This is a genomic window from Streptomyces sp. NPDC102451, assembly GCF_044765485.1.
Classification (GTDB): domain Bacteria; phylum Actinomycetota; class Actinomycetes; order Streptomycetales; family Streptomycetaceae; genus Streptomyces.
Genome location: NZ_JBIWKD010000001.1, coordinates 106,747 through 131,802, shown reverse-complemented (window position 1 = coordinate 131,802; position 25,056 = coordinate 106,747). Strand labels below are relative to the sequence as shown.

Here is a 25,056-nt window from a genome sequence, read left to right as displayed (position 1 = left end):
AACGGGGTGCTGACAGGCCCTGAGGGTCAGAGGGCGTCGGCGCCGTGGCTCCGCAGCGACTGGGCGTACTGCTGGAGGACCCAGACCTCGTTCTGTGCGGCGGCCAGGTGGTCCGGGGCGACATTGCTGCCGAGGCGGGCGAGGCTGCCCTGGACGTCGCCGATCCTGCGGTCGACGGCACGCAGACGGACCTGGACGAGCTGCATGCCGGCGTACGTCTCGTCGATCGTCTTGCCGTGGAACACCTCGACGGCGAGCTCGGTGACGAGGTTGCGCACGGTGTCGTCGGGGGCCGCGTCCAGCACGTTGACCAGGTATTCGCGGGTCTCGGCCAGGCCCTGTTCGGCGCCGCCCGCCTCCGCGATGCACTGGCGCACCGCCGCGTACGGCGGGGCGGTGAACTCGTCGATGCCGTAGGCGTCGAAGGCGGGCGACACCAGGGCGGGCTTCTGCAGGGCGAGCTTGAGCAGCTCGCGCTCCGTGCGGTGGGCGGGGCTGCGGAGGTTGAGCGCGGGGCCCGGCGGTGCCTTCGGGGCCTGCACCTGCTGGTGCGCGGGGCCGCCCCGGGAGGGCCCGCCAGGCGCGGGGCCGCGCTCGCCGCGGTCGCGGGCCCAGCGGGCGAGCTGCCCCACGCGCTTGACCACGAACTGGGTGTCCAGGATGCCGAGCAGTCCGGCCAGCTGGACGGCGACCTCGTGCTGGGAGGAGCTGTTCTTGATACGGGCGACCACGGGCCCGGCCTCGTCGAGCGCGGCGGCACGGCCGGCGGGGGTCTCCAGGTCGTACCGGCCGACGATCTGGCGGAGCGCGAACTCGAAGAGCGGGGTGCGGGGCTCGACCAGGTCGCGTACGGCGTCGTCGCCCTTGGCGAGCCGCAGGTCGCACGGGTCCATGTTGTCCGGGGCGATCGCGATGTACGTCTCGGCGGCGAACTTCTGGTCGTCCTCGAAGGCCCGCAGGGCCGCCTTCTGGCCGGCGGCGTCGCCGTCGAAGGTGAAGATGACCCGGGCGCTGCCGTTGTCCATCAGGAGCCGTCGGAGGATCTTGATGTGGTCGTTGCCGAACGAGGTGCCGCAGGTGGCGATGGCGGTGGTGACCCCGGCGAGGTGGCAGGCCATGACGTCGGTGTAGCCCTCGACGACGACGGCCCGGCTCACCTTGGCGATGTCCTTCTTGGCCAGGTCGATGCCGTAGAGCACCTGGGACTTCTTGTAGATCGAGGTCTCGGGGGTGTTGAGGTACTTCGGGCCGTTGTCGTCGTCGCGGAGCTTGCGGGCGCCGAAGCCGACGATCTCGCCCGAGGTGTCGCTGATCGGCCACATCAGCCGGCCGCGGAAGCGGTCGATGGGGCCCCGGCGGCCGTCCTGGGAGAGACCGGAGCTGATGAGCTCCTTGTCGCTGAAGCCCTTGCCGCGCAGGAAGCGGGTGAGGTGGTCCCAGCCCGCGGGGCTGTAGCCGACGCCGAAGTGGGCCGCCGCGTCCTGGTCGAACCCGCGTGCGGCGAGGAACGCCCGGCCGATCTCCGCCTCCGGGCCGTTCAGCTGCTCGCGGTAGAAGTCGGCGGCGATCTTGTGTGCCTCGACCAGCCGGATGCGTTCGCCGCGCTGGTGGGAGGGGTTGTAGCCGCCCTCCTCGTACCGCAGGGTGATGCCCGCCTGGCCGGCGAGGCGCTCGACCGTCTCGGAGAAGGTGAGGTGATCGATCTTCATCACGAAGGCGATCGTGTCGCCGCCCTCCTGGCAGCCGAAGCAGTGGAACAGGCCCTTGCCCGGGCTCACCTGGAAGGAGGGGGACTTCTCGTCGTGGAAGGGGCAGAGGCCCTTGAGGTTTCCGCCGCCCGCGTTGCGCAGCTGTAGGTACTCGGACACGACGGCGTCGATCGGGACCGCGTCCCGGACCGCCTTCACGTCGTCGTCATTGATCCTGCCTGCCACGTGTGAAGTCTACGGGTGGGGCCGGACGTCCGGGACCGGCCGGCGGCGGGGGTCCGCCCCCGGGCGGAGGCCGGTCCCGGAGGTCCGGGCCACCGGTCAGAGCAGGGAGTCCAGGGGCACCGAGGGGTCGCCCAGGGTGTCCGGGTCGACCTGCCGGGCGGCCCTGATCAGCTTCTGGATGCTCTCGGTGACGTCCCACACATTGACGTTCATCCCGGCGAGGACCCGGCGGTCCTTCAGCCAGAAGGCGATGAACTCGCGCTTGCCCGCGTCGCCCCGGATGACGACCTGGTCGTACGAGCCGGGCGGCGCCCAGCCGGAGTACTCCAGCCCGAGGTCGTACTGGTCGGAGAAGAAGTACGGCACGCGGTCGTACGTCACGTCCTGGCCGAGCATGGCCTTCGCGGCGGCCGGTCCGCTGTTCAGGGCGTTCGCCCAGTGCTCCACGCGCAGCCGGCCGCCGAAGAGCGGGTGGTCCACGGACGCGATGTCCCCGGCGGCGTAGATGTGGGGGTCGGAGGTGCGCAGGGAGGCGTCGACGACGACACCGCCGCCCTCGGCCCGGCCGGCCATGTCGAGCCCGGCGGCCTCGGCGAGCGAGGTGCGCGGGGCGGCGCCGATCGCGGCGAGCACGTCGTGGGCGGGGTGCTCCTCGCCGTCGTCGGTGCGGGCGGCGAGGACCAGGCCGTCCTGTCCGGTGATCTCGGTGAGGCGGGCGCCGAAGTGGAAGCGGACGCCGTGCTCGGCGTGGAGCTCGGTGAAGATCTGGCCGACCTCGGGGCCGACGACGTGGTGCAGCGGGGTCGCCGAGGGGGCGACGACGGTGACCTCCGCGCCGTACCCGCGGGCCGCCGCGGCGATCTCCAGGCCGATCCAGCCGGCTCCGGCGATCACCAGGTGGCCGTTGTCCCGGCCGAGGGCGGCGAGGACGTTGCGCAGCCGGTCGGAGTGGGCGAGCCGGCGCAGGTGGTGGACGCCGACGAGGTCGGTGCCCGGGATGTCGAGACGGCGGGGCTCGGCGCCGGTGGCGAGCAGCAGCTTGTCGTAGTGGACGACCGTGTTGTCGCCGAGCTGCACGGACCGGCCGTCCCGGTCGATGGAGGTGACCACCTGGCCGAGGTGCAGCTCGATGTCGGCGCCCGCGTACCAGCCCGTCCTGTGGACGAAGACGGAGTCCCGTTCGTCCTTGCCCAGCAGGTATCCCTTGGAGAGGGGCGGCCGCTCGTACGGATGGTCGCGCTCGTCGCCGATGAGGATCACCCGGCCGCTGAAACCCTCCGCCCGGAGTGTCTCGGCCGCCTTCGCTCCGGCGAGCCCCCCGCCGATGATGACGAACGTCCGATGTGCGTCGACCACTTGATGCCTCCTCGGTACTGTGCTGCGCGGCGCCACCACCTGTGAGCGTCCCGCACTCAGCGTGATGGCGAAAGAGGGTGTGCCCCGATCAGGTCACCGCCACTGGCATGTGGCCCGGTCATGGTCCAGTCTGCCGGGCGCCGGTGAGACTCCCGTGAAGGGACCGCGCGGAGGCGTCCGTCAGTGCGGCGATCTGGTCGACGAGGACCCTCTTGCGGGCCCTGGCGTCGGGGGCGGCGGTGTACAGGGCGTGGAACTGCGGCTCCAGCCCTTCGGGCGCGCGGGCGGTGAGGGCGGCGGCGAGCTCGGCGATGACGATCCGCTGGTCGGCGCGGATGACCGCCTGCTCGGCCCGCTGCATGACGTAACGGTCCGCGACGGCCTTGAGCACGGCGCACTCGTTGCGCACCTCGCGCGGGACGATCAGCTCGGCGCCGTACCTCCCGAGCCGTCCGGGGCCGTACGCGGCTTGGGTCGCGGCCTCGGCGGCGAGGCAGAACCGGCCGATGAGCTGGCTCGTGGCGTCCTTGAGCCGGGCCTGGGCGACCGCGCTGCCGTCGTAGCCGTGCGGCCACCACTCCTGGGCGGTGAGGCGGTCGAGGGCGTCGGCGAGCTCCTGGGGGTCGGTGTCCGCCGGGACGTACCGTCCGATGGCGACGCCCCAGATCTCCGCGCGCTCGGGCTCGGCGAAGAGGCAGCCGGGGTCGATGTGTCCGGCGTGCAGGCCGTCCTCGAAGTCGTGCACCGAGTAGGCGACGTCGTCGGACCAGTCCATGACCTGGGCCTCGAAGCACTTGCCGTCCCGCGGCGCGCCCTTGCGGGCCCAGGCGAAGACCGGGAGGTCGTCCTCGTACACCCCGAACTTCGGTGAGCCGGGGTCGGTGGGGTGCGCGCCCCTGGGCCAGGGGTATTTGGTGGCGGCGTCCAGGGCGGCCCGGGTCAGGTTGAGTCCGACGCTGACGAGCTCCCCGCTGCGGGGGTCGCGGACGAAGCGCTTGGGTTCGAGGCGGGTCAGCAGGCGCAGCGACTGGGCGTTGCCCTCGAAACCGCCGCAGTCCGACGCGAAGTCGTTGAGGGCCTGTTCGCCGTTGTGGCCGAAGGGCGGGTGGCCCATGTCGTGGGAGAGGCAGGCCGCCTCCACGAGGTCGGGGTCGCAGCCGAGGGCGGCGCCGAGCTCCCGGCCGACCTGGGCGCACTCCAGGGAGTGGGTGAGCCTGGTCCGGGGGCTGGCGTCCCAGGCCTGGCCGCGGGTGCCGGGCGTGACGACCTGGGTCTTGCCGGCGAGCCTGCGCAGGGCGGCGGAGTGGAGCACCCGGGCGCGGTCGCGCTGGAACGCGGTGCGGCCGGGCTGTTTGTCGGCCTCGGTGTCCCAGCGCTCGGTGTCGGCGGCGCCGTAGGGCGTGTCCCGGGGGTCGTGCGTACCGTCCATGTCCCCGAGGTTAGTCCGGTGGACTGACAGGAACGGTCAGGCGGTGGCCAGGAGGTGCGGGTGCGTCAGGGCGTCCCGGGCGGGCGCGGCGGTGGTCAGGGCCTGGTCGTAGCGGTGCAGCAGGAGGCGTGCCATCGCCGGGTGCGCGCCGAGCGGGGCGGCGGCGATGCCAGGGGCGGCGGCGGCCGAGACGGTGGCGAAGCGGCCGGGGGCCGTGAAGTACGAGGCGAGGGCCACGCGGTGGCGGCCACGGGCGGCGAGTGCGCGCAGGGCGGCCGGTACGTCGGGGGTGGCCGCCGAGGCGTACGCGGGTACGACGGGCACCCCGCCGAGGCGGTCGCCGAGCAGGGCGGCGGTACGGCGCGCGTCCACGTCGGAGCGGGGGTCGCGTGACCCGGCGGCGGCGAGCACGACGGCGGCGTTGCGGTCGGTGCCGTACTCCTCCCGCCAGCCGGCCTCCAGGAGACGCTCGTACAGGGCCTCGACGAGCAGGGGGTGCGGTCCGAGCGGGGCAGCCACCCGGGTCCGCAGGTGGGTCGCGGCCGCCGCCGCGAGGGGCAGGTCGTGCCGGACGTGGTGGCCGCGGCCGAGCAGCAGCGGTACGAGCACGGCGTCACCGTGCTCCATGGCGTCCAGGGTGTCCGGCAGCAGGGGCTGGTTCAGCTCGATGTGGCCGAGCCGGACGTCGAGGGCGGGACGCAGCTCCCGTACCCGGTCCAGCAGCTCCAGGACGGTGCGCAGGGCCTGCGGGTCCCTGCTGCCGTGTGCGACGGCGACCAGGGTGGGGGCGGATCTCCGGGTGCGGTGCATGGGCCTGCGGGTTCCGTTCGGGGTGACGAGGCTGAGCTGGGTTCCGAGCTGGGCGGTGATGCGGGTCAGGAGTTGCGCCGTGCTGTCGAGGGGCAGGGGCTCACGAGGCTGTTCCGGTGCCGTCTCCGTCATGGACCGATCGTCCCGGGCGGACGTTGCCGCGCCGTTTCGCACCGGTCACGGGTGTTTGCCTCCGTCTCACAGGGCGGGGGCCCCGGGTGTCAGTGCGTGTTCACACCGGAGTGTGAATTCGCATCGGCCGCGAACCTTTCGCCGCCGCCGTTCGTCCAAGTCCACGAAGGATCCGGTACGAGCGCGGGGGGCGCCGCATGCGGCTGAGCAGACCGAGGGTGCTGCCACGGACCCGGCGGGGGCGGCGGCGGCTGGTTCAGGTGCTGATGGTCGCCTGTGCGGTGGCGCTTGCGCCCGCGGCCTGGCTTCACGCGTCGGCCGACGCCCGGGTGCGGACGACGGCCGACGCCCCGGCGCGGGAGGTCGCCGTGGTGTTCGGGGCGGGGCTGTGGGAGGGAAGGCCCTCGCCGTATCTCGCGCACCGGCTGGACACCGCCGCCGAGCTGTTCAGGGCCGGCAAGGTCCGGGTCGTGCTGGTGACCGGGGACAACAGCCGCGTGGAGTACGACGAGCCGGATGCCATGCGCACGTACCTCACGGAGCGCGGGGTGCCGGACGGCCGGATCGTCAGCGATTACGCGGGCTTCGACACCTGGGACTCCTGTGTCCGGGCGAAGAGGATATTCGGGGTCGACCGGGCCGTCCTGGTGAGCCAGGGCTTCCACATACGGCGGGCGATCGCCCTGTGCCGCTCCGCCGGGATCGACGCGTACGGGGTGGGGGTCGACGACGTACACGATGTGACCTGGTACTACGGCGGGACGCGGGAGGTGTTCGCGGCGGGCAAGGCGCTCCTGGACGTCGTGTTCGAGCCGGACCCGCACTTCCTGGGGCCGGTGGAGCCGGGGGTGGCGGAGGCGCTCGCGGGTGACCTCACGGCGGCGGGCGGGTCGGGCTGAGGTGCGCGTACCGGGGGCGTAACCGGACGCACCGGCACTCGTAATACCCGCCTCGCACGCTGGGCGCATGGCCCGCACCGAGACGTCCACCCACTGCCCGTACTGCGCGCTCCAGTGCGGGATGAAGCTGCGCCCCGCCGCCGACGGCGGGGCGGTCGAGGTCGTGGAGCGTACGGAGTTCCCCGTCAACCGGGGTGCGCTGTGCGGCAAGGGGCGCACGGCCCCCGCCGTGCTCGCCGCGGGGGTGCGGCTGACGGAGCCCCTCGTGCGCGGTGCGGACGGCGGGCTGGCCCCGGCGAGCTGGGACGAGGCGCTGGAGCGGATCGCGGACGGGCTGCGCGGGACCCGGGCGGAGCACGGTGCGGACGCGGTGGGGGTGTTCGGCGGGGGCGGGCTCACCAACGAGAAGGCGTACGCGCTCGGGAAGTTCGCCAGGGTGGTGCTCGGCACCTCGCAGATCGACTACAACGGCCGCTTCTGCATGTCGTCGGCGGCCGCCGCCCACCAGCGGGCCTTCGGCCTGGACCGTGGGCTGCCGTTCCCGCTGGAGGACATCCCCCGGACCGGGTGCGTGATCCTGGTCGGCTCGAACCTCGCCGAGACGATGCCGCCCGCGCTGCGCTATCTGACCGAGCTGCGGGAGAACGGCGGCCGGCTGGTCGTCATCGACCCGCGCCGTACGAGGACCGCGGAGCAGGCGGATCTGCACCTGGCTCCCCGGCCGGGCACGGATCTGGCTCTCGCGCTGGGCATGCTGCACCTGGTGGTGGCGGACGGCCGGGTGGACGAGGAGTTCGTCCGTACCCGCACGAGCGGCTGGGACGAGGCCAGGGCGGGCGCCATGGCGCACTGGCCGGAGCTGGTGGAGCGCCTCACCGGGGTACCCGTGCCGCAGCTGCGCGAGGCCGTGGAGATGTTCTGCGGGGCGGAGAGCGGGATGGTGCTCACCGCGCGGGGGCCCGAGCAGCAGGCCAAGGGCACGGACACGGTGGGGGCGTGGATCAACTTCTGCCTGGCCACCGGCCGGGCGGGCCGTCCGCTGTCGGGCTACGGCTGCCTGACCGGGCAGGGCAACGGCCAGGGCGGCCGGGAGCACGGCCAGAAGGCCGACCAGCTGCCCGGCTACCGCAAGCTCATGGACCCGGCCGCGCGCCGCCATGTGGCGGGGGTGTGGGGCGTCGACCCGGACTCGCTGCCGGGGCCGGGGCGCAGTGCGTACGAGCTGCTGGACGCCTTGGGGCGCGACGTACGGTCGCTGCTGGTCATGGGGTCGAACCCGGTGGTGTCGGCGCCGCACGCGGGGCACGTCGAGGAGCGGCTGAGGTCGCTGGACTTCCTGGCGGTCGCCGATGTGGTGCTGTCGGAGACGGCGGCGCTGGCCGATGTGGTGCTGCCGGTGACGCAGTGGGCCGAGGAGAGCGGCACGACGACCAGCCTGGAGGGCCGGGTGCTGCTGCGGCAACGCGCGGTCACCCCTCCCCAGGGCGTGCGCAGCGACCTGGAGGTGCTGCACGCGCTGGCCGGGCTCCTGGGGCACGGGAAGGGGTTCCCGACCGATCCGGAGGAGGTCTTCGGCGAGCTGCGGCGGGCCTCGGCGGGCGGGCCGGCCGACTACGCGGGCATCACGTACGCACGGATCGCGGCGGAGGACGGGGTGTTCTGGCCCTGCCCGGACGAGGAGCACGCCGGGACGCCGCGGCTGTTCCTGGAGCGGTTCGCGACGGAGGACGGGCGGGCCCGGTTCGTCGCCGTCACGCACCGGGCGTCCGCGGAGGAGACGGACGCGGAGTACCCGGTGGTGCTGACCACCGGGCGGGTGGTGTCCCAGTACCAGTCGGGGGCGCAGACCCGGCGGGTCGCCGAGCTGAACGCCGCCGCACCCGGGCCGTTCGTGGAGCTGCACCCCCGGCTCGCCGAGCGGATCGGGGTGGCCGAGGGCGAGGACGTCACGGTCACCTCGCGGCGCGGGCGGGCGGTGGCACCGGCGCGGATCACCGCGGCGATCCGGCAGGACACCGTGTTCATGCCGTTCCACTGGCCGGGTGAGGGCCGGGCCAACTCCCTGACGAACCCGGCGCTGGACCCGGTGTCGCGGATGCCGGAGTTCAAGGTGTGCGCGGTGCGGGTGGAGGCCGGCTGAACCAGTCCCCTCCCGGGACGGGCGTGCCGCCGGCGCGCAGGGAGAGGGTGACGGCGGTGGCCGCGAGGTAGACCCAGGCGCGGACGGGCTCCCCGGCCCCCGGCACGGCCCGGCGGGCCACCCGCTCGTACAGGTTGCCCGGGTGGTCCGGTCCCAGGAACTGCTCCAGGTCGTCCAGGAGCCCCAGCAGTTCCGGGTACGCCCCCGGCGCGGCGGTGACCAGCGCGCCGTGGACGGTGCCGTGGCCCTCGACGGCGTACGGATAGCCCGGGCCCTCGTAGAGGAGCGCGCCCGGCAGTGTGGCCGGCCGTTCCTCGCTGGTGCGGCCGCGGAGGAACCGGTCGTGGTTGGGCTCGCCGGGGAGCAGCGTGCCGTACACGAAGAACGGCAGCCCGGGGTCCGTCACAGCGTCGTGGTGGGCGCCGTCTCCGCGGACACCCAGGCGAGGTAGCGGTCGCTGCCGCGCACGACGGGCGTCGCGATGATCTCGGGCGTCGCGTAGTCGTGCGCCGCGACGAGGTGGGCCTCCAGCTCGTCGTACCGTTCGGCCGTCGTCTTGAACAGCACCTGCCACTCCTCGCCGGTCTCGACGGCGTCCTGCCACCGGTACACGGAGGTGACGGGCGCCGAGATCTGGGCGCAGGCGGCGAGGCGCGCGTCCACCGCTCCCCGGGCCAGGGCGTGGGCCTTCTCCTCGCTGTCCGTCGTGGTCAGGACGGTCAGCCATGCGGGTTCGGGCATCCCGGGTCTCCTCGTTCTCGGCGTCCGTGGCCCCTCGATTGTGCGCCGTCAGCCGCCGTACGGGTGCCTGGTCCTGGCCTCGCGCAGGGCTCGGCCCCACCAGACCAGTTGGTCGAGCATCTTCTTGGCCGCCCCGTCGACCTGGGCCGGGTCCTTGGGCACGCCCCGGTCGTCGAAGAGGGCGCCCGCGTTGTGGAAGGAGACGGTGTCGCGGATGGAGACGGCGTGCAGTTCGGCGAAGACCTGGCGCAGGTGCTCGACGGCCCGCAGACCGCCGGAGATCCCGCCGTACGACACGAACGCGACGGGCTTGGCCTGCCATTCGGCGAAGTGCCGGTCGATCAGGTTCTTCAGCGGGGCCGGGTAGGAGTGGTTGTACTCGGGGGTCAGTACGACGAAGGCGTCGGCGCGTGCCAGCCGTGGGGCCACGACGGCGGCTCCGGTGGCGGGCGGCTCGGTCTCGGCGACATCGATCAGTTCGGTCTCGATGTCCGGGTGGCGGGCGGCCCTCCCGAGGAACCATTCGGCGACCACGGGACCGAAGCGGCCCTCGCGGTTGCTGCCGAGGATGACGGCCACCTTCAGAGGTGTGCCGGGAGGGGCGTCGGACGGAGCGTCGGACGTGACGTCGTAAGGGATGTCGGACGGGTTCGGAACAGCTGTGTCGAGGTCCATGCACCGCAGCCTCACACCTCAACCATGATTGAGGTCAAGTATCGCCCCGCGGCACCTACGCTGGAGGCCATGACTCCTTCCGTGCCGGACCTCCACGTCGAGTTCGACGGCCGCCCCGCCACCGCGGACGATCTGCGGATCCCCGCCTTCGCCGGCTTCGGCCACTTCACCGCGATGCAGGTCAGGGACCGTACGGTGCGTGGCCTCGCCCTGCATCTGGACCGGCTGGACTCCGCGAACCGGGAACTGTTCGGACTGCCCCTGGCCGGGGAGCGCGTGCGTGAGCTGATCGGACACGCACTCGACGGCGCGGGGGCCCGGGACGCGTCGGTCCGGGTCCACGGTTATCTGCCGCCGGGCAGCACGGAGACGGTGGCGGTGGTGACCGTACGGGAACCGGTCGAGCCGGACGACGCACCACGGAGCCTGATGTCGGTGCCGTACGCGCGCGCCGTGCCGCACATCAAGCGCCCCGGCGAGTTCAGCCAGAGCTACTACGGACAGCAGGCCCGGCGGGCGGGTTTCGACGAGGCGCTGCTGACCTCGCCCGGCGGCATGGTGACCGAAGGGTCGATCACCAACATCGGCTTCCTGGACGGCGATTCGGTCGTCTGGCCGGACGCCCCCGCACTGACCGGCATCACCATGGCGCTCCTGGAGAGCGGACTCGCACGGACGGGCCGCCCCTCGGTACGGCGCGGGGTGACGCTGGACGGCCTGGGCGCGTACGGGGCGGCGTTCGTCACCAACTCGCAGGGAATCGCACCGGTCCACCGGATCGACGACACCGTCTTCGCCGTCGACGAGGACCTGATGAAGCTGCTCGGCCAGGTGTACGAGGACGTCCCGCGCGACTCCGTCTGATCCTCGCGGCGTGCGGGACCGTGCGGCCGTTGCGGGACCATGGGGCCATGCAGATCCATATCGAAGCATCGGAACTCCCCGGCCGCACCTGCGGTCCCGGGACCGACTTCGCCGGTTTCGAGAACATCCACGTCGGCGTGCAGCGCAAGGACCGGCCCGGCGAACTGCTCAACCTGCACCCCGGTGACGCGGCGCACGCCTCCTGGACCCTGGACTGCACCGCCGCCCCCACCCCGGAGGGCGTCGAGGTGTCGGGCCCTTACGTGCAGAACCGGCTCGGAGGGCGCTTCGTCTACCTGTCCTGGGGCACCGTGGACGCCTCCGGCGCCTTCACCATGTTCCGCCGGGCCAAGCTGATGATGCGCGACGTGGACCCGGAGGTCCTGGAGGCCGCCTCCCGGACGGGGCACCTCACCGCGCGGCTGCGCCTGACCGACGACAAGGGACAGCCGCGGTGCGCCCGCGTACGCCCTCCGGACATCACCTGGTCCGCCACGGAGACCGGACCCCGGGACAGCTGAGGCGCGGAGAAGGCGGGGAAACGACACCGCCCTCACCGGTCCCGGGGGGGGTGGGCCGGTGAGGGCGGCTGCCGTGGGGCCGGCGGGGGGCTGCCGTCCCGTGGGGGGGTAGGGACCGTGTGCCCGGCCACCGGAAGTGCATTCGTGTGATCTGCGTCACACCATGCCGGGTGTCGGACTCACCCGATCGGCACCGGACGGGGCGAGCGGTCTCCGCCACCGCCGCGACCTGCACCGGACCGCGCGTACGGGCGCGCTCCCCGGGTCCGTACGGGTGAAAGCTGACCATGCGTCAGCATGCGGCCGAGGGGCGGGGCCCCTTACCTCGGAGGCAGGACACATCCGTCTGCCCGGAGGATTCCCATGCGCTGCCCCGCCCGCCTCGTGACCGGTACCGCCGCCGCGGCCCTCACCGCCGCCGCGCTCGGCCTCGCCATCCCGTCCGCGCACGCGGACAGCCTCGGCAGACCGGAGTTCGCCGCCGCGGCGGACTGCGGCGCCGAGGGCACGGCGGGCAGCGGCACGGAGGCCCTCTGCGAAGGGGGCGGGACGGCGGCCGGGAACCCGGGAGCGGCCGGGAGCCTCGGCACGGCCGACGACCCGGTGGCCGACGACCCGGCGGCCGACATCCCGGTGACCGACATCCCGGAACCGGCCGACGAACCGGAACCGTTCGGGGACCTGGACGCGGCCGAGGACCCGGCTGCCGTGACGGAACCCTCCTGGCCGGACACGGAGGAGCCGGGCACTGAGGAGCCGGGCACGGAGGAGGCAGGGACCGGGGACGAGGCCGGAACGCTCCGGCAGCCCGGCACCGGAACGGCCCCCGGGACCCGCCCCGCACCCCCGGACGGGACCGGCCCCGGCACCGACCCCGGATCCGCGAAGCCCCCCGTGCCCCCGGGCCACAGGCCCACCACCTCCCCCAGTCCCAGCCCCAGCCGGCCCTCCGGGCACGTCGGGACGGGCGTGGGCGGCAGCGCCGCCCCCGATACCGCCCAGCTCGCCGCCGGTGCCGGCCTCGTCGCGGCGGCGGCCCTCAGCGGCGCCCTGCTCCTGCGCCGCCGCCGGGCCGGCGGCCCGCGCCACTGAGGGCGGCCGGCGGAGGACGGGACGTGGACAGGACGGCACTGAGGACCAGGGTCTGGCTGGTGGGCATCGCCGCACTGTGCGGCGTATGGCTGGTCCACAACGGCGCGGCCCCCCGGACCGTCGCCCCCCAGCCGTCCACCGCCGAGGCCTTCGCGGCGGGCTCCGAGCCACGGCCGGGCACCCGGGTCGCCGCACCCCTGCGCCCCTCCGCACCGGTCAGGATCCGCATCCCGGGCATCGGCGTGGACGCACCGATGACGGGTCTCGGACTGGGCCCGGACGGCAGCCTCGACGCACCGCCCGCGGGCAACCGCAATCTCGCGGGCTGGTACGAGGACGGCACACCGCCCGGCGCCAAGGGCACCGCGATAGTGGCCGGCCACGTCGACAACGCGGAGGGGCCGTCCGTGTTCTACGCCCTCGGCTCCCTGAAGAAGGGTGCCGAGGTCGAGATCGACCGCGGGGACCGCACGACCGCGGTCTTCTCGGTCGACGCGGTCGAGGTGTACGAGAACGACGACTTCCCGGACAAGCGGGTCTACGGCGCCACCGCGCACGCCTCTCTGCGGCTGATCACCTGCGGGGGCGGTTTCACCCGCGAGACGGGCTACCAGGGCAACGTGGTGGCGTACGCCCACCTCACCGAGGTGCGCTGACCTCACCGAGGTGCGCTGACCGGGCTCACCGTGGTGCGTCCGGCCGGGGCCGGAACTCCGGTCAGGCCGTCCACTGGTCGAAGCCCAGCTTGGCGACCAGCGAGAACACCACCACGAGCAGGACCCCGCGGACGAAGTCGCTGCCCCTCCTGAGGGCCATCCGCGCCCCGAGCATCCCGCCCGCCAGATTGAATACGGCCATCAGCGCGGCCAGCTGCCACAGGACGGTGCCCTGGTAGGCGAACATCGCCAGCGCGCCGCCGTTGGTGCAGACGTTCACGATCTTGGCGGTGGCGGAGGCGGTGACCAGGTCGAGGTGGAGCACGGCGGTCAGCGCCAGCACCAGGAAGGTGCCGGTGCCGGGCCCGAACAGCCCGTCGTAGAAGCCGATACCACCGCCGACCAGCACGATCGCAGTGACCGTGCGGGCCCGGGTGACCTTCCTGTCCGTGCCGTCACCGGCCGCCGCCGTGCCGAAGGACGGCCGCAGCATCACGAAGGCGGCGACCGCCAGCAGCACCACCATGATCACCGGGCGCAGGACGTCGCTGCTGATGCCCGCGGCGAAGAAGGCGCCGGTCATCGATCCCACGAGCGCCATGAGCCCGATCCGTACGGCGGTCCCCACCCGCACCGGCGCCTTGCGCACGTAGGTCACGGCGGCGCCCGAGGTGCCGACGATCGCGACGGCCTTGTTGGTCCCGAGGATGTGCGCGGCCGGGACGTGCGGGAGCCCGAGCAGCAGGGCGGGCAGGAGGAGCAGCCCGCCACCGCCCACCACGGCGTCGATCCAGCCGGCCGCGGCGGCGGCCAGGCAGAGCAGGACCAGGGTGGTGAGGGTTGTCTCAGGCATGCTCACGACCTTAGACGGGCCGCCGCGGCGCCCTCACAGAGGTCGTCCGTGCGCGCTGAGCGCAAGGTTCCTCCCGGGAAACAGGAGGGATGCGGTCGGGTAACACCCGCCGCGCACTCTCAAGGACATGAGGACACAGACGGAGAACGCGGCACGGGTGGTGGTGATCGGCGCCGGGATGGCGGGCGCGCGGCTCGCCGCCCGGGTCCCCGGCGTCACCGTCATCGGCGAGGAGGCGCACGCCCCGTACAACAGGGTGCTGCTGGCCGAGGTGCTCGCCGGCCGGTACGAGCCGGACGTGATCGCGCTGCCGCCCGCCGAGGTGCGGCGCGGGGTGCGTGCCGTGCGGATCGACCGGGCGGAGCGCCGGGTGCTCTGCGACGACGGGAGCGTCATCGGCTACGAGCGCCTCGTGCTGGCCACCGGCTCCAACCCGGTGCTGCCACCGCTGCGGGGCCTCGGCAACACGCTGCCGGACGGGGTGCATCCCTTCCGCACCCTCGACGACTGCCTGGCCCTGCGCGAAGCGGTACGCCCCGGTGTGCGCGCCGTGGTCATCGGCGGCGGGCTCCTCGGGGTGTCGGCAGCCCGCGCCCTGGCCGAGTGCGGCGCCCAGGTGGTGCTGGCCCAGCAGGGCGAGCACCTCATGGAGCGGCAGCTGGACGCCGAGGCGGCCGGGATGCTGCGCCGTCATCTGGAGGCCCTCGGGGTCGAGGTGCACACCGAGTGCCGGGTGCGCGGGCTGCGCTGCACCGACGGGGACACCCCGGCGGTGCGGGCCGTGGAACTGGCCGACGGCTACGAGCTGGAGGCCGAGATCACGGTGCTGGCCTGCGGGGTCCGCCCCAGGGCGGGCCTGGCACAGGCGGCGGGCCTGGAGGTCCGCAAGGGCGTCGTCGTGGACGACGAGCTGCGCACCTCGGACCCGTACGTCCACGCCGTCGGCGACTGCGCCGAGCACGACGGCACGGTCTACGGGCTGGCCGGTGCCGCGCTCGAACAGGCCGACGTACTGTCCGAGGTGCTGGCCGGACGCCCCGCCCGCTACACCGGCACCAGGGCGCTGACCAGGCTGACCCTGCGCTCCCCCGCCCCAGCACCCGCCACCGCCGCCGCTCCCGTCGGCGGGCTCGACCTGGCCGCCTTCGGCGACTCCCGCCCGCTGCCCGGCGACGACGTGATCCGGCTGGCCGACGCCACCCGGAACGCGTACCGGACGGTCGTCGTCCGGGGCGACCGGCTGGCGGGCGGGGTGCTGTTCGGCGATCTCGCCGCGGTCGGCACCCTCGCCCGGACCTGGCAGGACGACGACGCCCTCCCCGCCGGCATGTCCCTGCTCCACCTGCTCACCAACGACGGAGGCTTCTGATGCCGGTGTCCACTCCCCCGACCGCCCCCACCGCAGGCGTGCCGACGATCGTGGTCGTCGGGCACGGCATGGTCGGACAGCGGTTCCTGGAAGCGCTCGCCGACCGCGGCCTGACCGCCGCCGCGGGCACCGCCCGGGTCGTCGTGCTCTGCGAGGAGCCCCGCCCCGCGTACGACCGCGTACAGCTGACCTCGTACTTCGCCGGGAAGACCCCGGAGGACCTCTCGCTCGTCGAGGCCGGTTTCATGGAGCGCCACGGCATCGAGCTGCGCGTCGGCGACCCTGCGGAGAGCATCGACCGTGAGGCGCGCACCGTCACCGCGCGCTCCGGGGAGACGTTCCCGTACGACACGCTGGTGCTGGCCACCGGCTCGTACCCCTTCGTGCCGCCGGTCCCCGGCAAGGACGCCGAGGGCTGCTTCGTCTACCGCACCATCGAGGACCTCCTCGCGATCGAGGAGTACGCGAGGACCGCGACGACCGGCGCGGTCGTCGGCGGCGGGCTCCTCGGTCTGGAGGCCGCGGGCGCCCTGAAGGGCCTCGGACTCAGCACGCACGTAGTGGAGTTCGCCCCCCGGCTGATGCCCGTCCAGGTCGACGACGGCGGTGGCGCCGCACTGCTGCGCACCATCGAGAACATGGGCCTGACCGTCCACACGGGTGTCGGCACCCAGGAGGTGACCGCGGGCGAGGACGGCCGGGTCGACGGCATGTCCCTGTCGGACGGTTCCTCGCTCGCCACCGATCTCGTCGTCTTCTCCGCCGGCGTACGCCCCCGGGACCAGCTGGCCCGCGACTGCGGTCTGGCGGTCGGCCCGCGCGGCGGCATCATCGTCGACGAGGAGTGCCGCACCTCCGACAGCGCCGTCTTCGCGATCGGCGAGTGCGCACTCGCGTCGGACGGCCGGGTCTACGGGCTGGTGGCGCCTGGTTACGAGATGGCGCTGGCGGTCGCCGAGGTGATCGCGGGCAACGCGGCCTCCTTCACCGGCGCGGACCTCTCGACGAAGCTGAAGCTGCTCGGGGTGGACGTCGCCTCCTTCGGTGACGCGCACGGCGCGGCCGAGGGCTGCCTCGACGTCGTGTACGCGGACTCCCGCTCGGGCGTCTACAAGAAGCTGGTGATCGGCCAGGACGGCACGCTGCTCGGCGGCGTCCTGGTGGGTGACGCCGACCAGTACGGCACGCTGCGGCCGATGACCGGCACGGTGCTCCCGGTCGCCCCGGAGCAGCTGGTGCTGCCGGCCGGTGCGGGCGGCCCGGTCACCCTCGGCCCGTCCTCCCTGCCCGACGAGGCCGTGATCTGCTCCTGCCACAACGTCACCAAGGGCGCGATCTGCGAGCACACCACGCTCCCCGAGGTGAAGAAGTGCACCAAGGCCGGTACCGGCTGCGGGAGTTGCGTCAAGGTCATCGGCCAGCTGCTGCCGCAGCCCACGGACCAGGGGCTGTGCGGCTGCTTCTCGTACACCCGCAGCGAGCTGTACGAGATCGTCCGCACCCTGGGCGTCACGACGTACGCCGGTCTCCTGGACTCGCACGGCCGTGAGGCGGCGCGGGGCGGCGACGGCTGCGAGGTCTGCAAGCCCACGGTCGGCTCGATCATCGCCTCGCTGGCCCCGACGGTCGGCGCGAGCGGCTACGTCCTGGACGGCGAGCAGGCGGCCCTGCAGGACACCAACGACCACTTCCTGGCCAACCTCCAGCGCAACGGCTCGTACTCGATCGTGCCGCGCATCCCCGGCGGCGAGATCACCCCGGAGAAGCTGATCGTGATCGGCGAGGTGGCCCGGGACTTCGGCCTCTACACGAAGATCACCGGCGGGCAGCGGATCGACCTGTTCGGCGCCCGCGTCGACCAGCTGCCGCTGATCTGGACGCGCCTGGTGGACGCGGGCTTCGAGTCCGGGCACGCGTACGGGAAGTCGCTGCGCACGGTCAAGTCCTGTGTGGGGCAGACCTGGTGCCGCTACGGCGTGCAGGACTCGGTGAAGATGGCCATCGACCTGGAGCTGCGCTACCGGGGGCTGCGCTCCCCGCACAAGCTGAAGTCGGCGGTCTCGGGCTGCGCCCGGGAGTGCGCGGAGGCCCGCGGCAAGGACTTCGGGATCATCGCCACGGCGCAGGGCTGGAACCTGTACGTCGGCGGCAACGGCGGCGCCACCCCGCGCCACGCGGACCTGCTCGCCCAGGACCTCTCCGACGCCGAACTGGTCCGTCTCATCGACCGGTTCCTGATGTTCTACATCCGCACGGCGGACCGTCTGGAGCGCACCTCGACCTGGCTGGACCGGATCGAGGGCGGCCTGGACCACGTGCGCGACGTGGTCGTCCACGACTCGCTGGGCCTCTGCGACGAGTTGGAGCGGCTGATGGCCGACCACGTCGCCGGCTACCGCGACGAGTGGGCCGAGACCATCAACGACCCGGAGCGGCTGCGGCGCTTCGTGACCTTCGTCAACGCCCCCGACGCACCCGACCCCTCGGTCAAGTTCGTCCCCGAGCGCGATCAGGTCAAGCCCGACCTGGACATCCTCGCGGGCCCGGTGCTCGCCATCCGTACTCTTGAAGGGACCACCTCCCGATGACGACCCAGATCATGGAAACGGCGCAGGACACCCGGACGATCCAGCTCGCGGACGGGGACGGCTGGCTGACGGTCTGCGACCGTGCGCTGCTGACCCCGGGGCGCGGGGTGGCGGCGCTCCTCCCGGACGGCCGGCAGGTGGCCCTGTTCGTGGACCGGGCGGGACGGGCGTACGCGATCGACAACCGCGACCCGTTCACCGGGGCGTACGTCCTCTCCCGGGGCCTGGTCGGCTCCGCCGGGGGGCGGCCGTTCGTCGCGTCGCCGCTGCTGAAGCAGCGCTTCGACCTGGAGACGGGCGCCTGCCTGGACGACGACGACGTCACCGTGCCGGTCTTCCCGGTCCGCGGGGACTGACTCCGGTCCGTTCACCGGCTGTTGCCGCTCCGTCAACCACTCGCCTCTACTGTCCTGACGTTCGACCCGCCGGGCCGACCGGACCGGCGGGCCCTCACGTCACCCGTGGAGTGATCGTGGAACGTCGGACCTTCTTGCGCACAGCGGTGATCGGCAGCTCGGCGGCGGCCTTCGGCGGCACCCTGTGGCGGGGTGCCGCCCTCGCGGACCCGGCCCAGCCGGCCGCGGGCCCCTACGGTGCGCTGCAGGCGGCGAACAGCAACGGCATCCTGCTGCCGAGCGGCTTCACCAGCAGGATCATCGCCCGCTCCGGGCAGACCGTCCCCGGCACCTCGTACACCTGGCACAGCGCCCCGGACGGCGGGGCCACCTTCAGCGACGGCGGCGGCTGGATCTACGTCTCCAACGCGGAGGTGTCCGCGAGCAGCGGCGGCGGGGCGAGCGCGGTGCGCTTCGACTCCTCGGGGACCGTCACCTCGGCGTACCGGACCCTGTCCGGCACGAACACCAACTGCGCGGGCGGCCGGACCCCGTGGAACACCTGGCTGTCCTGCGAGGAGGTCACCCGCGGCTTCGTGTACGAGACCGACCCCTGGGGGGTGAACGCCGCCGTGCAGCGCCCCGCGATGGGCCGGTTCAAGCACGAGGCGGCGGCCGCGGACCCCGATCACGGCTACGTCTACCTGACCGAGGACGAGACGGACGGCCGCTTCTACCGCTTCCGGCCCACCGCCTGGGGCACCCTGTCGTCCGGCACGCTCCAGGTGCTGGTGGCGGGGACCGGCACCTCGGGCCCGGTGACCTGGACGACGGTCCCCGACCCGGACGGATCGCCCGCCCAGACCCGCTACCAGGTGTCCGGCGCCAAGGTCTTCAACGGCGGCGAGGGCTGCTTCTACGCGGCGGGCACCTGCTGGTTCACCACCAAGGGCGACAACCGGGTGTGGGCGTACGACGCGAACGCCTCGTCCCTCTCGCTCGTCTACGACGACTCGCTCGTCACGGGCGGCGCCGCCCCGCTGACCGGGGTCGACAACGTCACCCGCGCCGCCTCCGGTGACCTGTACGTCGCGGAGGACGGCGGGAACATGGAGATCTGCCTGATCACCCCGGACGACACCGTCGCCCCGTTCCTGCGGATCAGCGGCCAGTCGGGCTCGGAGATCACCGGTCCGGCCTTCTCGCCGGACGGCAGGCGGCTCTACTTCTCCTCGCAGCGCGGGACGAGCGGGAGCTCGTCCGGCGGCATCACGTACGAGGTCACGGGGCCGTTCCGCTCCTGATCCACCTCGTGAGGCAGCGGTCGCGGCGCCGGCTCCGCGACCGCTGCCCCGCCAGGTGTCAGGCCTGGCCCTCGACGGCGGCCGGGTCCATCCAGACGACCTCCCAGATGTGGCCGTCCGGGTCCTGGAACGAGCGGCCGTACATGAAGCCCTCGTCCATCGGGTCGTTGGCGGGCGAGCCGCCGTTGGCGAGCGCGGCGTCGGCCAGCTCGTCGACCTTCTCGCGGCTGTCCGCGCTCAGGGCGATGAGGACCTCGGTCGTCACCGAGGCGTCGGCGATCTCCTTCTTGGTGAAGTCCTTGAAGCGCGGCTCGCTGATCAGCATGGCGAAGATCGTGTCACTGATGACCAGACAGGCCGTCGTGTCGTCGCTGAACTGCGGGTTGAAGCCGTAGCCGAGCTTCGCGAAGAAGTTCTTGGTCGTTCCGAGGTCCTTGACCGGCAGGTTCACGAAGATCATCTGAGGCATGGTTCCCAACTCTTCCGTCCGGCACCCTGGGTGCTCCCGCGCGCTCCGTACGAGCGCTCACAAGAGGTAGACCGGGACCGCCCGCAGAACTCATCGCTCCGGGCGCGAGCGGCTTCTCACGGCACGGCGAGCGGGGCTCCGCCCCTGAGCAGCGCGGCGCCCAGCGGGGTGAGCGTGTGCAGGACCGAGCTGCCGTGGCGCAGGGTGCGGACCAGGCCGGCCTCGCGCAGCACAGAGGCGTGCTGGCTCGCCGAGGCGAGGGAGACCCCGGTCCTGCGGGCCAGCTCGCTCGTCGTGCAGCCGTTGCCTATGGACCGCAGGACCGCGGAGCGGGTGTGGCCCACGAGCCGGCCGAGCCAGGGGCCGGGCCCGGCGTCGGCCGGGGCGCCGGGGTGGGTGACCGGGTAGACGAGGACCGGCGGGAGGCCGGGGTCGCGGTAGACGACGGGGGTGCCCCGGCAGAAGAACGACGGCTGGAGCAGCAGACCCCGTCCGTCCAGGCGCAGCTCACGGTCGACGGGGTAGTCCGCCTCCAGGACCGGGGCCCGCCAGCGGATCATCGGCGGCAGGGTGGCCAGGAGCTCGTCGGCGCCGCCGTCCAGCAGGGCGCGGCCCCGGACGGCACGGTCGGCCTCGACGCTCGCCCGGATGTGCGGCCAGTACGGCTCGACCGCGGCGCGGTGGTAGGCGCGCAGCGCGGAGATGAGGCGGCCCAACGGCTCCGTACGCCCCTCCGCCAGCGCCTCCGGCACGGCCATGGGCGCGTGTCGCCGGGCAGGGGTGCCGTTCCCCGTCAGCAGCGCGAGTTCGCCGCGGATGCGGTCCGTGGGCGTGTCACGCAGCACCTCGATCCCGGCATCGAGCCCGAGCGGCTCGGCGCCTTCCCCGGAGGGCGTCAGGAAGTCGGGGAAATAGCCGCGGGGCGGAACGACCGCGGACAGCAGCCGCGCTTCACCATTCAGCCGGCTGCGGGATTCCTTCCGCCATTTCCCGAACACCGTCGAACCGCGCCGGTCCCGCAACCGGTGAAAACTGAGAATGGTCTCCCACATCGCGTCCGGCCTCGTGGCCATCCGCACACGCGAAAGGTCCACTCCGGACACATGGATACGCAGCACCGCCGAAACCCCCACCTGTTGCACCCGCAATTGCCCCCGCCGAAGCGTATGCACAGCGTCACAGGAGGTCACCACGGAGTTTCGGCCACAGTTGAAATGTCTCGCCCGTATCCCCTCCAGCCGAAAAGCTGTACGACGTCGGGTACGCATCCGGCGTCACCGAATGAGCGGGTGAGGGCCGTGGGGGGCTTCGCCTGTTCGGCGGCGGTGAGCGACGGTGCGGCTCCGTACCCGGCAGGGGTAAGCGGGTGCGGTCCGGGGGTGGGGATCCCCGGGCCGCACCCAGGCCGTACGTCCTCGATTTGCGCACCGAACGGTGAAAAGGCAACCAGTTGCGGGGCACTCACCGGGCACTTTAAGTGGTTCGCTTTTCAAATTGACGAAGCGGCGGCACCCCCGCACAGGGTGCCGCCGCTTCCGGGTAATCCGGCCCGCCGGAGGACCGATGAGGGTCTCTGTCATCCGCCGGCGGTATCCGGAGTCGTGTCAGGCGCTTCCGCCGGGGCTCAGCGGCTGTCGCTGCCCCGCGATTCGGCGGCGGCGCGGCCCGCTTCCAGCCGGGCGACCGGAATGCGGAACGGGGAGCAGGAGACGTAGTCCAGGCCCACCTCGTGGAAGAAGTGCACCGACTCCGGGTCCCCGCCGTGCTCACCGCAGATGCCGAGCTTGAGGTCGGGACGGGTGGCCCGGCCGGCCTCCACGGCGCTGCGCACGAGGGCGCCGACGCCGTCCTTGTCGATCGTCTCGAACGGCGACACCCCGAAGATGCCCTTCTCCAGGTACGCGGTGAAGAACGAGGCCTCCACGTCGTCGCGGGAGAAGCCCCACACCGTCTGGGTGAGGTCGTTCGTGCCGAAGGAGAAGAACTGCGCGGCCTCGGCGATCTGGCCGGCGGTCAGTGCGGCGCGGGGCAGCTCGATCATCGTGCCGATGCTCAGCTTCAGCTGCGTACCGGTGGCCGCCTCGACCTCCGCGATGACACCGTCGGCCTCCTCGCGGACGATCTCCAGCTCCTGGACCGTGCCGACGAGCGGGATCATGATCTCGGCGCGCGGGTCTCCCTTGGCGTTCTTGCGCTCCGCCGCGGCCTCCGCGATCGCCCGGACCTGCATCGCGAACAGACCCGGGATGACCAGGCCGAGGCGCACTCCGCGCAGGCCGAGCATCGGGTTCTGCTCGTGCAGCTTGTGCACGGCCTGCAGGAGGCGCAGGTCGTTCTCGTTGGCGTCCTTGCGGGACTCGGCGAGCGCGACACGGACGGAGAGCTCCGTGATGTCGGGCAGGAACTCGTGCAGCGGCGGGTCGAGCAGCCGCACGGTGACGGGCAGTCCGTCCATCGACTCGAACAGCTCGATGAAGTCGGCCTTCTGGAGCGGCAGCAGTGCCTCCAGCGCGGCCTCGCGCTCGTCGTCGGTGTCGGCGAGGATCAGCTTCTCGACCATCTCGCGGCGCTCACCGAGGAACATGTGCTCGGTGCGGCACAGGCCGATGCCCTGGGCGCCGAAGCGACGGGCCCGCGAGGCGTCCTCGGCGTTGTCCGCGTTCGCCCGCACCCGCAGCCGGCGCACCCGGTCGGCGTACGCCATGATCCGGTGCACGGCGGCGACGAGCTCGTCGGCGTCGTCGGCGCCCGCGTGCATGCGGCCCTCGAAGTACTCGACGACCGGGGACGGTACGACGGGTACCTCGCCCAGGTACACCTTGCCGGTGGAACCGTCCACGGAGACGAGGTCGCCCTCCTCCACCACGGTGTCCCCGACCGTGAGCCGGCGGCGCTTGGTGTCGACCTCGATCTCCTCGGCGCCGCAGACACAGGTCTTGCCCATGCCGCGGGCAACGACGGCGGCGTGCGAGGTCTTGCCGCCGCGCGAGGTCAGGATGCCCTCGGCCGCGATCATGCCGTCGAGGTCGTCGGGGTTGGTCTCGCGGCGGATCAGGATGACCTTCTCGCCGGACCGCGACCACTTGACGGCGGTGTACGAGTCGAAGACGGCCTTGCCGACGGCCGCGCCCGGCGAGGCGGCGATCCCGCGTCCCAGCAGGACGGTGCTGGCCGCGTCGTCGAAGCGCGGGAACATCAGCTGCGCGAGCTGGGCGCCGTTCACCCGCTGGAGCGCCTCGGCCTCGTCGATGAGGCCCTGGTCGACGAGCTGGGTGGCGATGCGGAAGGCGGCACCGGCGGTGCGCTTGCCGACCCGCGTCTGGAGCATCCAGAGCTGACCGCGCTCGATGGTGAACTCGATGTCGCAGAGATCCTTGTAGTGGGTCTCCAGCGTCTCCATGATCTTCATCAGCTGGTCGTACGACGCCTTGTCGATCGTCTCCAGCTCGGCGAGCGCCACCGTGTTGCGGATGCCCGCGACGACGTCCTCGCCCTGCGCGTTCTGGAGGTAGTCGCCGTAGACGCCCTGGTGGCCGCTGGCCGGGTCACGGGTGAAGGCGACGCCCGTACCCGAGTCGGGGCCGAGGTTGCCGAAGACCATCGAACAGATGTTGACGGCCGTGCCGAGATCGCCGGGGATGCGCTCCTGGCGGCGGTAGAGCTTGGCCCGGTCGGTGTTCCACGAGTCGAAGACCGCCTTTATGGCCAGGTCCATCTGCTCACGCGGGTCCTGCGGGAAGTCGCGGCCCGCGTCCCGGGTGACGATCTTCTTGAACTGCTTGACCAGCTTCTTCAGGTCGGCGGCGTCCAGGTCCACGTCGACGGTGACGCCCTTGGCCTCCTTGGCGGCCTCCAGGGCCTCCTCGAAGAGGTCGCCGTCGACGCCGAGCACCGTCTTGCCGAACATCTGGATGAGGCGGCGGTACGAGTCCCAGGCGAAGCGCTCGTCGCCGGCCTGGGCGGCGAGCCCGACGACCGAGGCGTCGGAGAGACCGATGTTGAGGACCGTGTCCATCATTCCGGGCATCGAGAACTTCGCGCCGGAGCGGACGGAGACCAGCAGCGGGTCGTCGGCCTGGCCGAGGTTCTTGCCCATCCGCTGCTCGAGCGCCGCGAGGTGCGCGCCGACCTCGTCGCGCAGCTCGGCCGGCTCGTCACCGCTGTCGAGGTAGACCTTGCACGCCTCGGTGGTGATGGTGAAGCCCGGAGGGACGGGCAGCCCGAGGTTGGTCATCTCGGCGAGGTTGGCGCCCTTGCCGCCCAGAAGATCTTTCAGATCCTTGTTGCCCTCGGTGAAGTCGTAGACGAACTTCTGGGGATCTTTGTGTTCCGACACGGGTCTCGACTCCTCGAGGACGCGGTGGCTGCCCTGACGGCGAGGAACATACCCAGATCGAAGGTGTCTGGGTACGCCCACTTGCGCGTCATGAGGGCTCAACCACCCGTCCGCCAGCAGATCGAAAGTAACGCGGCGGTACACCGGATGGACGAGGATCGTTCATTTCTTGAAGTCATCATCACGAAGGGTGTGCACATCTGCGCTATTTTCTGACGCACAGTGATGGATGATTTGATCGATCAAAGTAAACCCGCCTGGCACCCAGTGCCGCCATTTGAGAAGTACAGCATCCAAAAGAGTGCTCATCTGAGCCAACCCTCCCTCAAGGGTGGCGAGAATCACGCCCTCGCTCGCGCTCAGATGTCATCATCCGGACGCCGTCGGGCCGACGAACGGTCACCCCAGAGCTACCTGTTACTGACGGAGAGCGAGGGGGTGGCCCCGGAAGGAGAGCGGGCCCACACGTCTGCCGGGAAAGCGCGGGGGAACGCACCGTATCCAGCAGAAAAGCCCGCTCATCTGAGCGGACTCGTTCTGGGGGCACTCGGTG

General features: G+C 72.4%; 21 protein-coding genes. 10 read left to right on the top strand and 11 right to left on the bottom strand.

What is annotated here, in order from left to right; all coding sequences use genetic code 11:
* Positions 1 to 26 precede the first annotated feature (26 nt).
* From dnaG to ACIRD8_RS00550, 4 genes are all read right to left on the bottom strand, one after another.
* On the bottom strand, positions 27 to 1,934 hold the full coding sequence (dnaG, locus tag ACIRD8_RS00565) for a DNA primase (RefSeq protein WP_403984504.1): 1,908 nt from the start codon (positions 1,932 to 1,934) through the stop codon (positions 27 to 29).
* 96 nt (positions 1,935 to 2,030) lie between these two features.
* Positions 2,031 to 3,290 carry an NAD(P)/FAD-dependent oxidoreductase gene (locus tag ACIRD8_RS00560; protein ID WP_403984502.1) on the bottom strand — a complete coding sequence of 420 codons (1,260 nt, stop codon included), beginning with the start codon at positions 3,288 to 3,290 and terminating at the stop codon, positions 2,031 to 2,033.
* Between the two features lie 118 nt (positions 3,291 to 3,408).
* Entirely contained in the window at positions 3,409 to 4,719 is a 1,311-nt protein-coding gene (locus ACIRD8_RS00555; RefSeq protein WP_403984500.1) for a deoxyguanosinetriphosphate triphosphohydrolase, read from the bottom strand.
* Between the two features lie 36 nt (positions 4,720 to 4,755).
* Complete coding sequence (locus ACIRD8_RS00550) at positions 4,756 to 5,661, bottom strand: sirohydrochlorin chelatase (protein WP_403984498.1); 906 nt, start codon at positions 5,659 to 5,661, stop codon at positions 4,756 to 4,758.
* A gap of 197 nt (positions 5,662 to 5,858) precedes the next feature.
* On the opposite strand from ACIRD8_RS00550, the gene ACIRD8_RS00545 reads away from it, so the two are divergent.
* On the top strand, positions 5,859 to 6,560 hold the full coding sequence (locus ACIRD8_RS00545; protein ID WP_403984496.1) for a vancomycin high temperature exclusion protein: 702 nt from the start codon (positions 5,859 to 5,861) through the stop codon (positions 6,558 to 6,560).
* Between the two features lie 67 nt (positions 6,561 to 6,627).
* Entirely contained in the window at positions 6,628 to 8,700 is a 2,073-nt protein-coding gene (locus tag ACIRD8_RS00540; RefSeq protein ID WP_403984494.1) for a molybdopterin oxidoreductase family protein, read from the top strand.
* On the opposite strand, the gene ACIRD8_RS00535 is transcribed toward ACIRD8_RS00540, so the two are convergent.
* The 3 genes from ACIRD8_RS00535 to ACIRD8_RS00525 are packed head-to-tail and all read right to left on the bottom strand — an operon-like array spanning position 8,666 to position 10,116.
* On the bottom strand, positions 8,666 to 9,106 hold the full coding sequence (locus ACIRD8_RS00535) for a gamma-glutamylcyclotransferase family protein (RefSeq protein ID WP_403984492.1): 441 nt from the start codon (positions 9,104 to 9,106) through the stop codon (positions 8,666 to 8,668). The genes ACIRD8_RS00540 and ACIRD8_RS00535 overlap by 35 nt on opposite strands.
* The gene (gene cutA, locus ACIRD8_RS00530; protein ID WP_403984490.1) at positions 9,103 to 9,441 is read right to left on the bottom strand and encodes a divalent-cation tolerance protein CutA; all 339 of its coding nucleotides are present in this window, start codon (positions 9,439 to 9,441) and stop codon (positions 9,103 to 9,105) included. The genes ACIRD8_RS00535 and cutA overlap by 4 nt, the downstream gene beginning before the upstream one ends.
* A gap of 48 nt (positions 9,442 to 9,489) precedes the next feature.
* Entirely contained in the window at positions 9,490 to 10,116 is a 627-nt protein-coding gene (locus ACIRD8_RS00525) for an NADPH-dependent FMN reductase (RefSeq protein ID WP_403984488.1), read from the bottom strand.
* A gap of 69 nt (positions 10,117 to 10,185) precedes the next feature.
* On the opposite strand from ACIRD8_RS00525, the gene ACIRD8_RS00520 reads away from it, so the two are divergent.
* The 4 genes from ACIRD8_RS00520 (at position 10,186) to ACIRD8_RS00505 (ending at position 13,249) form a co-directional block, all read left to right on the top strand.
* Positions 10,186 to 10,980 carry an aminotransferase class IV gene (locus tag ACIRD8_RS00520; RefSeq protein WP_403984486.1) on the top strand — a complete coding sequence of 265 codons (795 nt, stop codon included), beginning with the start codon at positions 10,186 to 10,188 and terminating at the stop codon, positions 10,978 to 10,980.
* A gap of 47 nt (positions 10,981 to 11,027) precedes the next feature.
* Positions 11,028 to 11,501: a DUF5990 family protein gene (locus tag ACIRD8_RS00515; RefSeq protein WP_403984484.1), complete on the top strand. Its 474-nt coding sequence runs from the start codon at positions 11,028 to 11,030 to the stop codon at positions 11,499 to 11,501.
* A 363-nt stretch (positions 11,502 to 11,864) separates the two neighbouring features.
* The gene (locus ACIRD8_RS00510; RefSeq protein ID WP_403984482.1) at positions 11,865 to 12,593 is read left to right on the top strand and encodes a hypothetical protein; all 729 of its coding nucleotides are present in this window, start codon (positions 11,865 to 11,867) and stop codon (positions 12,591 to 12,593) included.
* Positions 12,594 to 12,616: 23 nt separating this feature from the next.
* Positions 12,617 to 13,249 (top strand): class F sortase, encoded by a 633-nt coding sequence (locus tag ACIRD8_RS00505; protein ID WP_403984480.1) that lies wholly within the window; start codon positions 12,617 to 12,619, stop codon positions 13,247 to 13,249.
* 61 nt (positions 13,250 to 13,310) lie between these two features.
* Here ACIRD8_RS00505 and ACIRD8_RS00500 read toward each other — a convergent pair whose 3' ends face one another.
* Positions 13,311 to 14,102, bottom strand: coding sequence for a sulfite exporter TauE/SafE family protein (locus ACIRD8_RS00500; RefSeq protein WP_403984478.1), 792 nt, complete (start codon positions 14,100 to 14,102; stop codon positions 13,311 to 13,313).
* A 127-nt stretch (positions 14,103 to 14,229) separates the two neighbouring features.
* On the opposite strand from ACIRD8_RS00500, the gene ACIRD8_RS00495 reads away from it, so the two are divergent.
* From ACIRD8_RS00495 to ACIRD8_RS00480, 4 genes are all read left to right on the top strand, one after another.
* Positions 14,230 to 15,471, top strand: coding sequence for an NAD(P)/FAD-dependent oxidoreductase (locus ACIRD8_RS00495; protein ID WP_403984476.1), 1,242 nt, complete (start codon positions 14,230 to 14,232; stop codon positions 15,469 to 15,471).
* On the top strand, positions 15,471 to 18,059 hold the full coding sequence (gene nirB / locus ACIRD8_RS00490) for a nitrite reductase large subunit NirB (protein WP_403984474.1): 2,589 nt from the start codon (positions 15,471 to 15,473) through the stop codon (positions 18,057 to 18,059). Before ACIRD8_RS00495 ends, nirB begins: the two co-directional genes overlap by 1 nt.
* Entirely contained in the window at positions 18,056 to 18,415 is a 360-nt protein-coding gene (gene nirD / locus ACIRD8_RS00485; RefSeq protein WP_403984472.1) for a nitrite reductase small subunit NirD, read from the top strand. The genes nirB and nirD overlap by 4 nt, the downstream gene beginning before the upstream one ends.
* Before the next feature lie 116 nt (positions 18,416 to 18,531).
* Positions 18,532 to 19,698: an alkaline phosphatase PhoX gene (locus tag ACIRD8_RS00480; protein ID WP_403984470.1), complete on the top strand. Its 1,167-nt coding sequence runs from the start codon at positions 18,532 to 18,534 to the stop codon at positions 19,696 to 19,698.
* 58 nt (positions 19,699 to 19,756) lie between these two features.
* Here ACIRD8_RS00480 and ACIRD8_RS00475 read toward each other — a convergent pair whose 3' ends face one another.
* The 3 genes from ACIRD8_RS00475 to ppdK all read right to left on the bottom strand — a co-directional run bounded on the left by ACIRD8_RS00475 (position 19,757) and on the right by ppdK (position 24,503).
* Positions 19,757 to 20,167, bottom strand: a complete 411-nt coding sequence (locus tag ACIRD8_RS00475) for a VOC family protein (RefSeq protein ID WP_403984468.1) — start codon at positions 20,165 to 20,167, stop codon at positions 19,757 to 19,759.
* Positions 20,168 to 20,283: 116 nt separating this feature from the next.
* Positions 20,284 to 21,285, bottom strand: coding sequence for an ArsR/SmtB family transcription factor (locus ACIRD8_RS00470; protein ID WP_403984466.1), 1,002 nt, complete (start codon positions 21,283 to 21,285; stop codon positions 20,284 to 20,286).
* A 506-nt stretch (positions 21,286 to 21,791) separates the two neighbouring features.
* The gene (gene ppdK / locus ACIRD8_RS00465; protein WP_403984464.1) at positions 21,792 to 24,503 is read right to left on the bottom strand and encodes a pyruvate, phosphate dikinase; all 2,712 of its coding nucleotides are present in this window, start codon (positions 24,501 to 24,503) and stop codon (positions 21,792 to 21,794) included.
* Positions 24,504 to 25,056 lie beyond the last annotated feature (553 nt).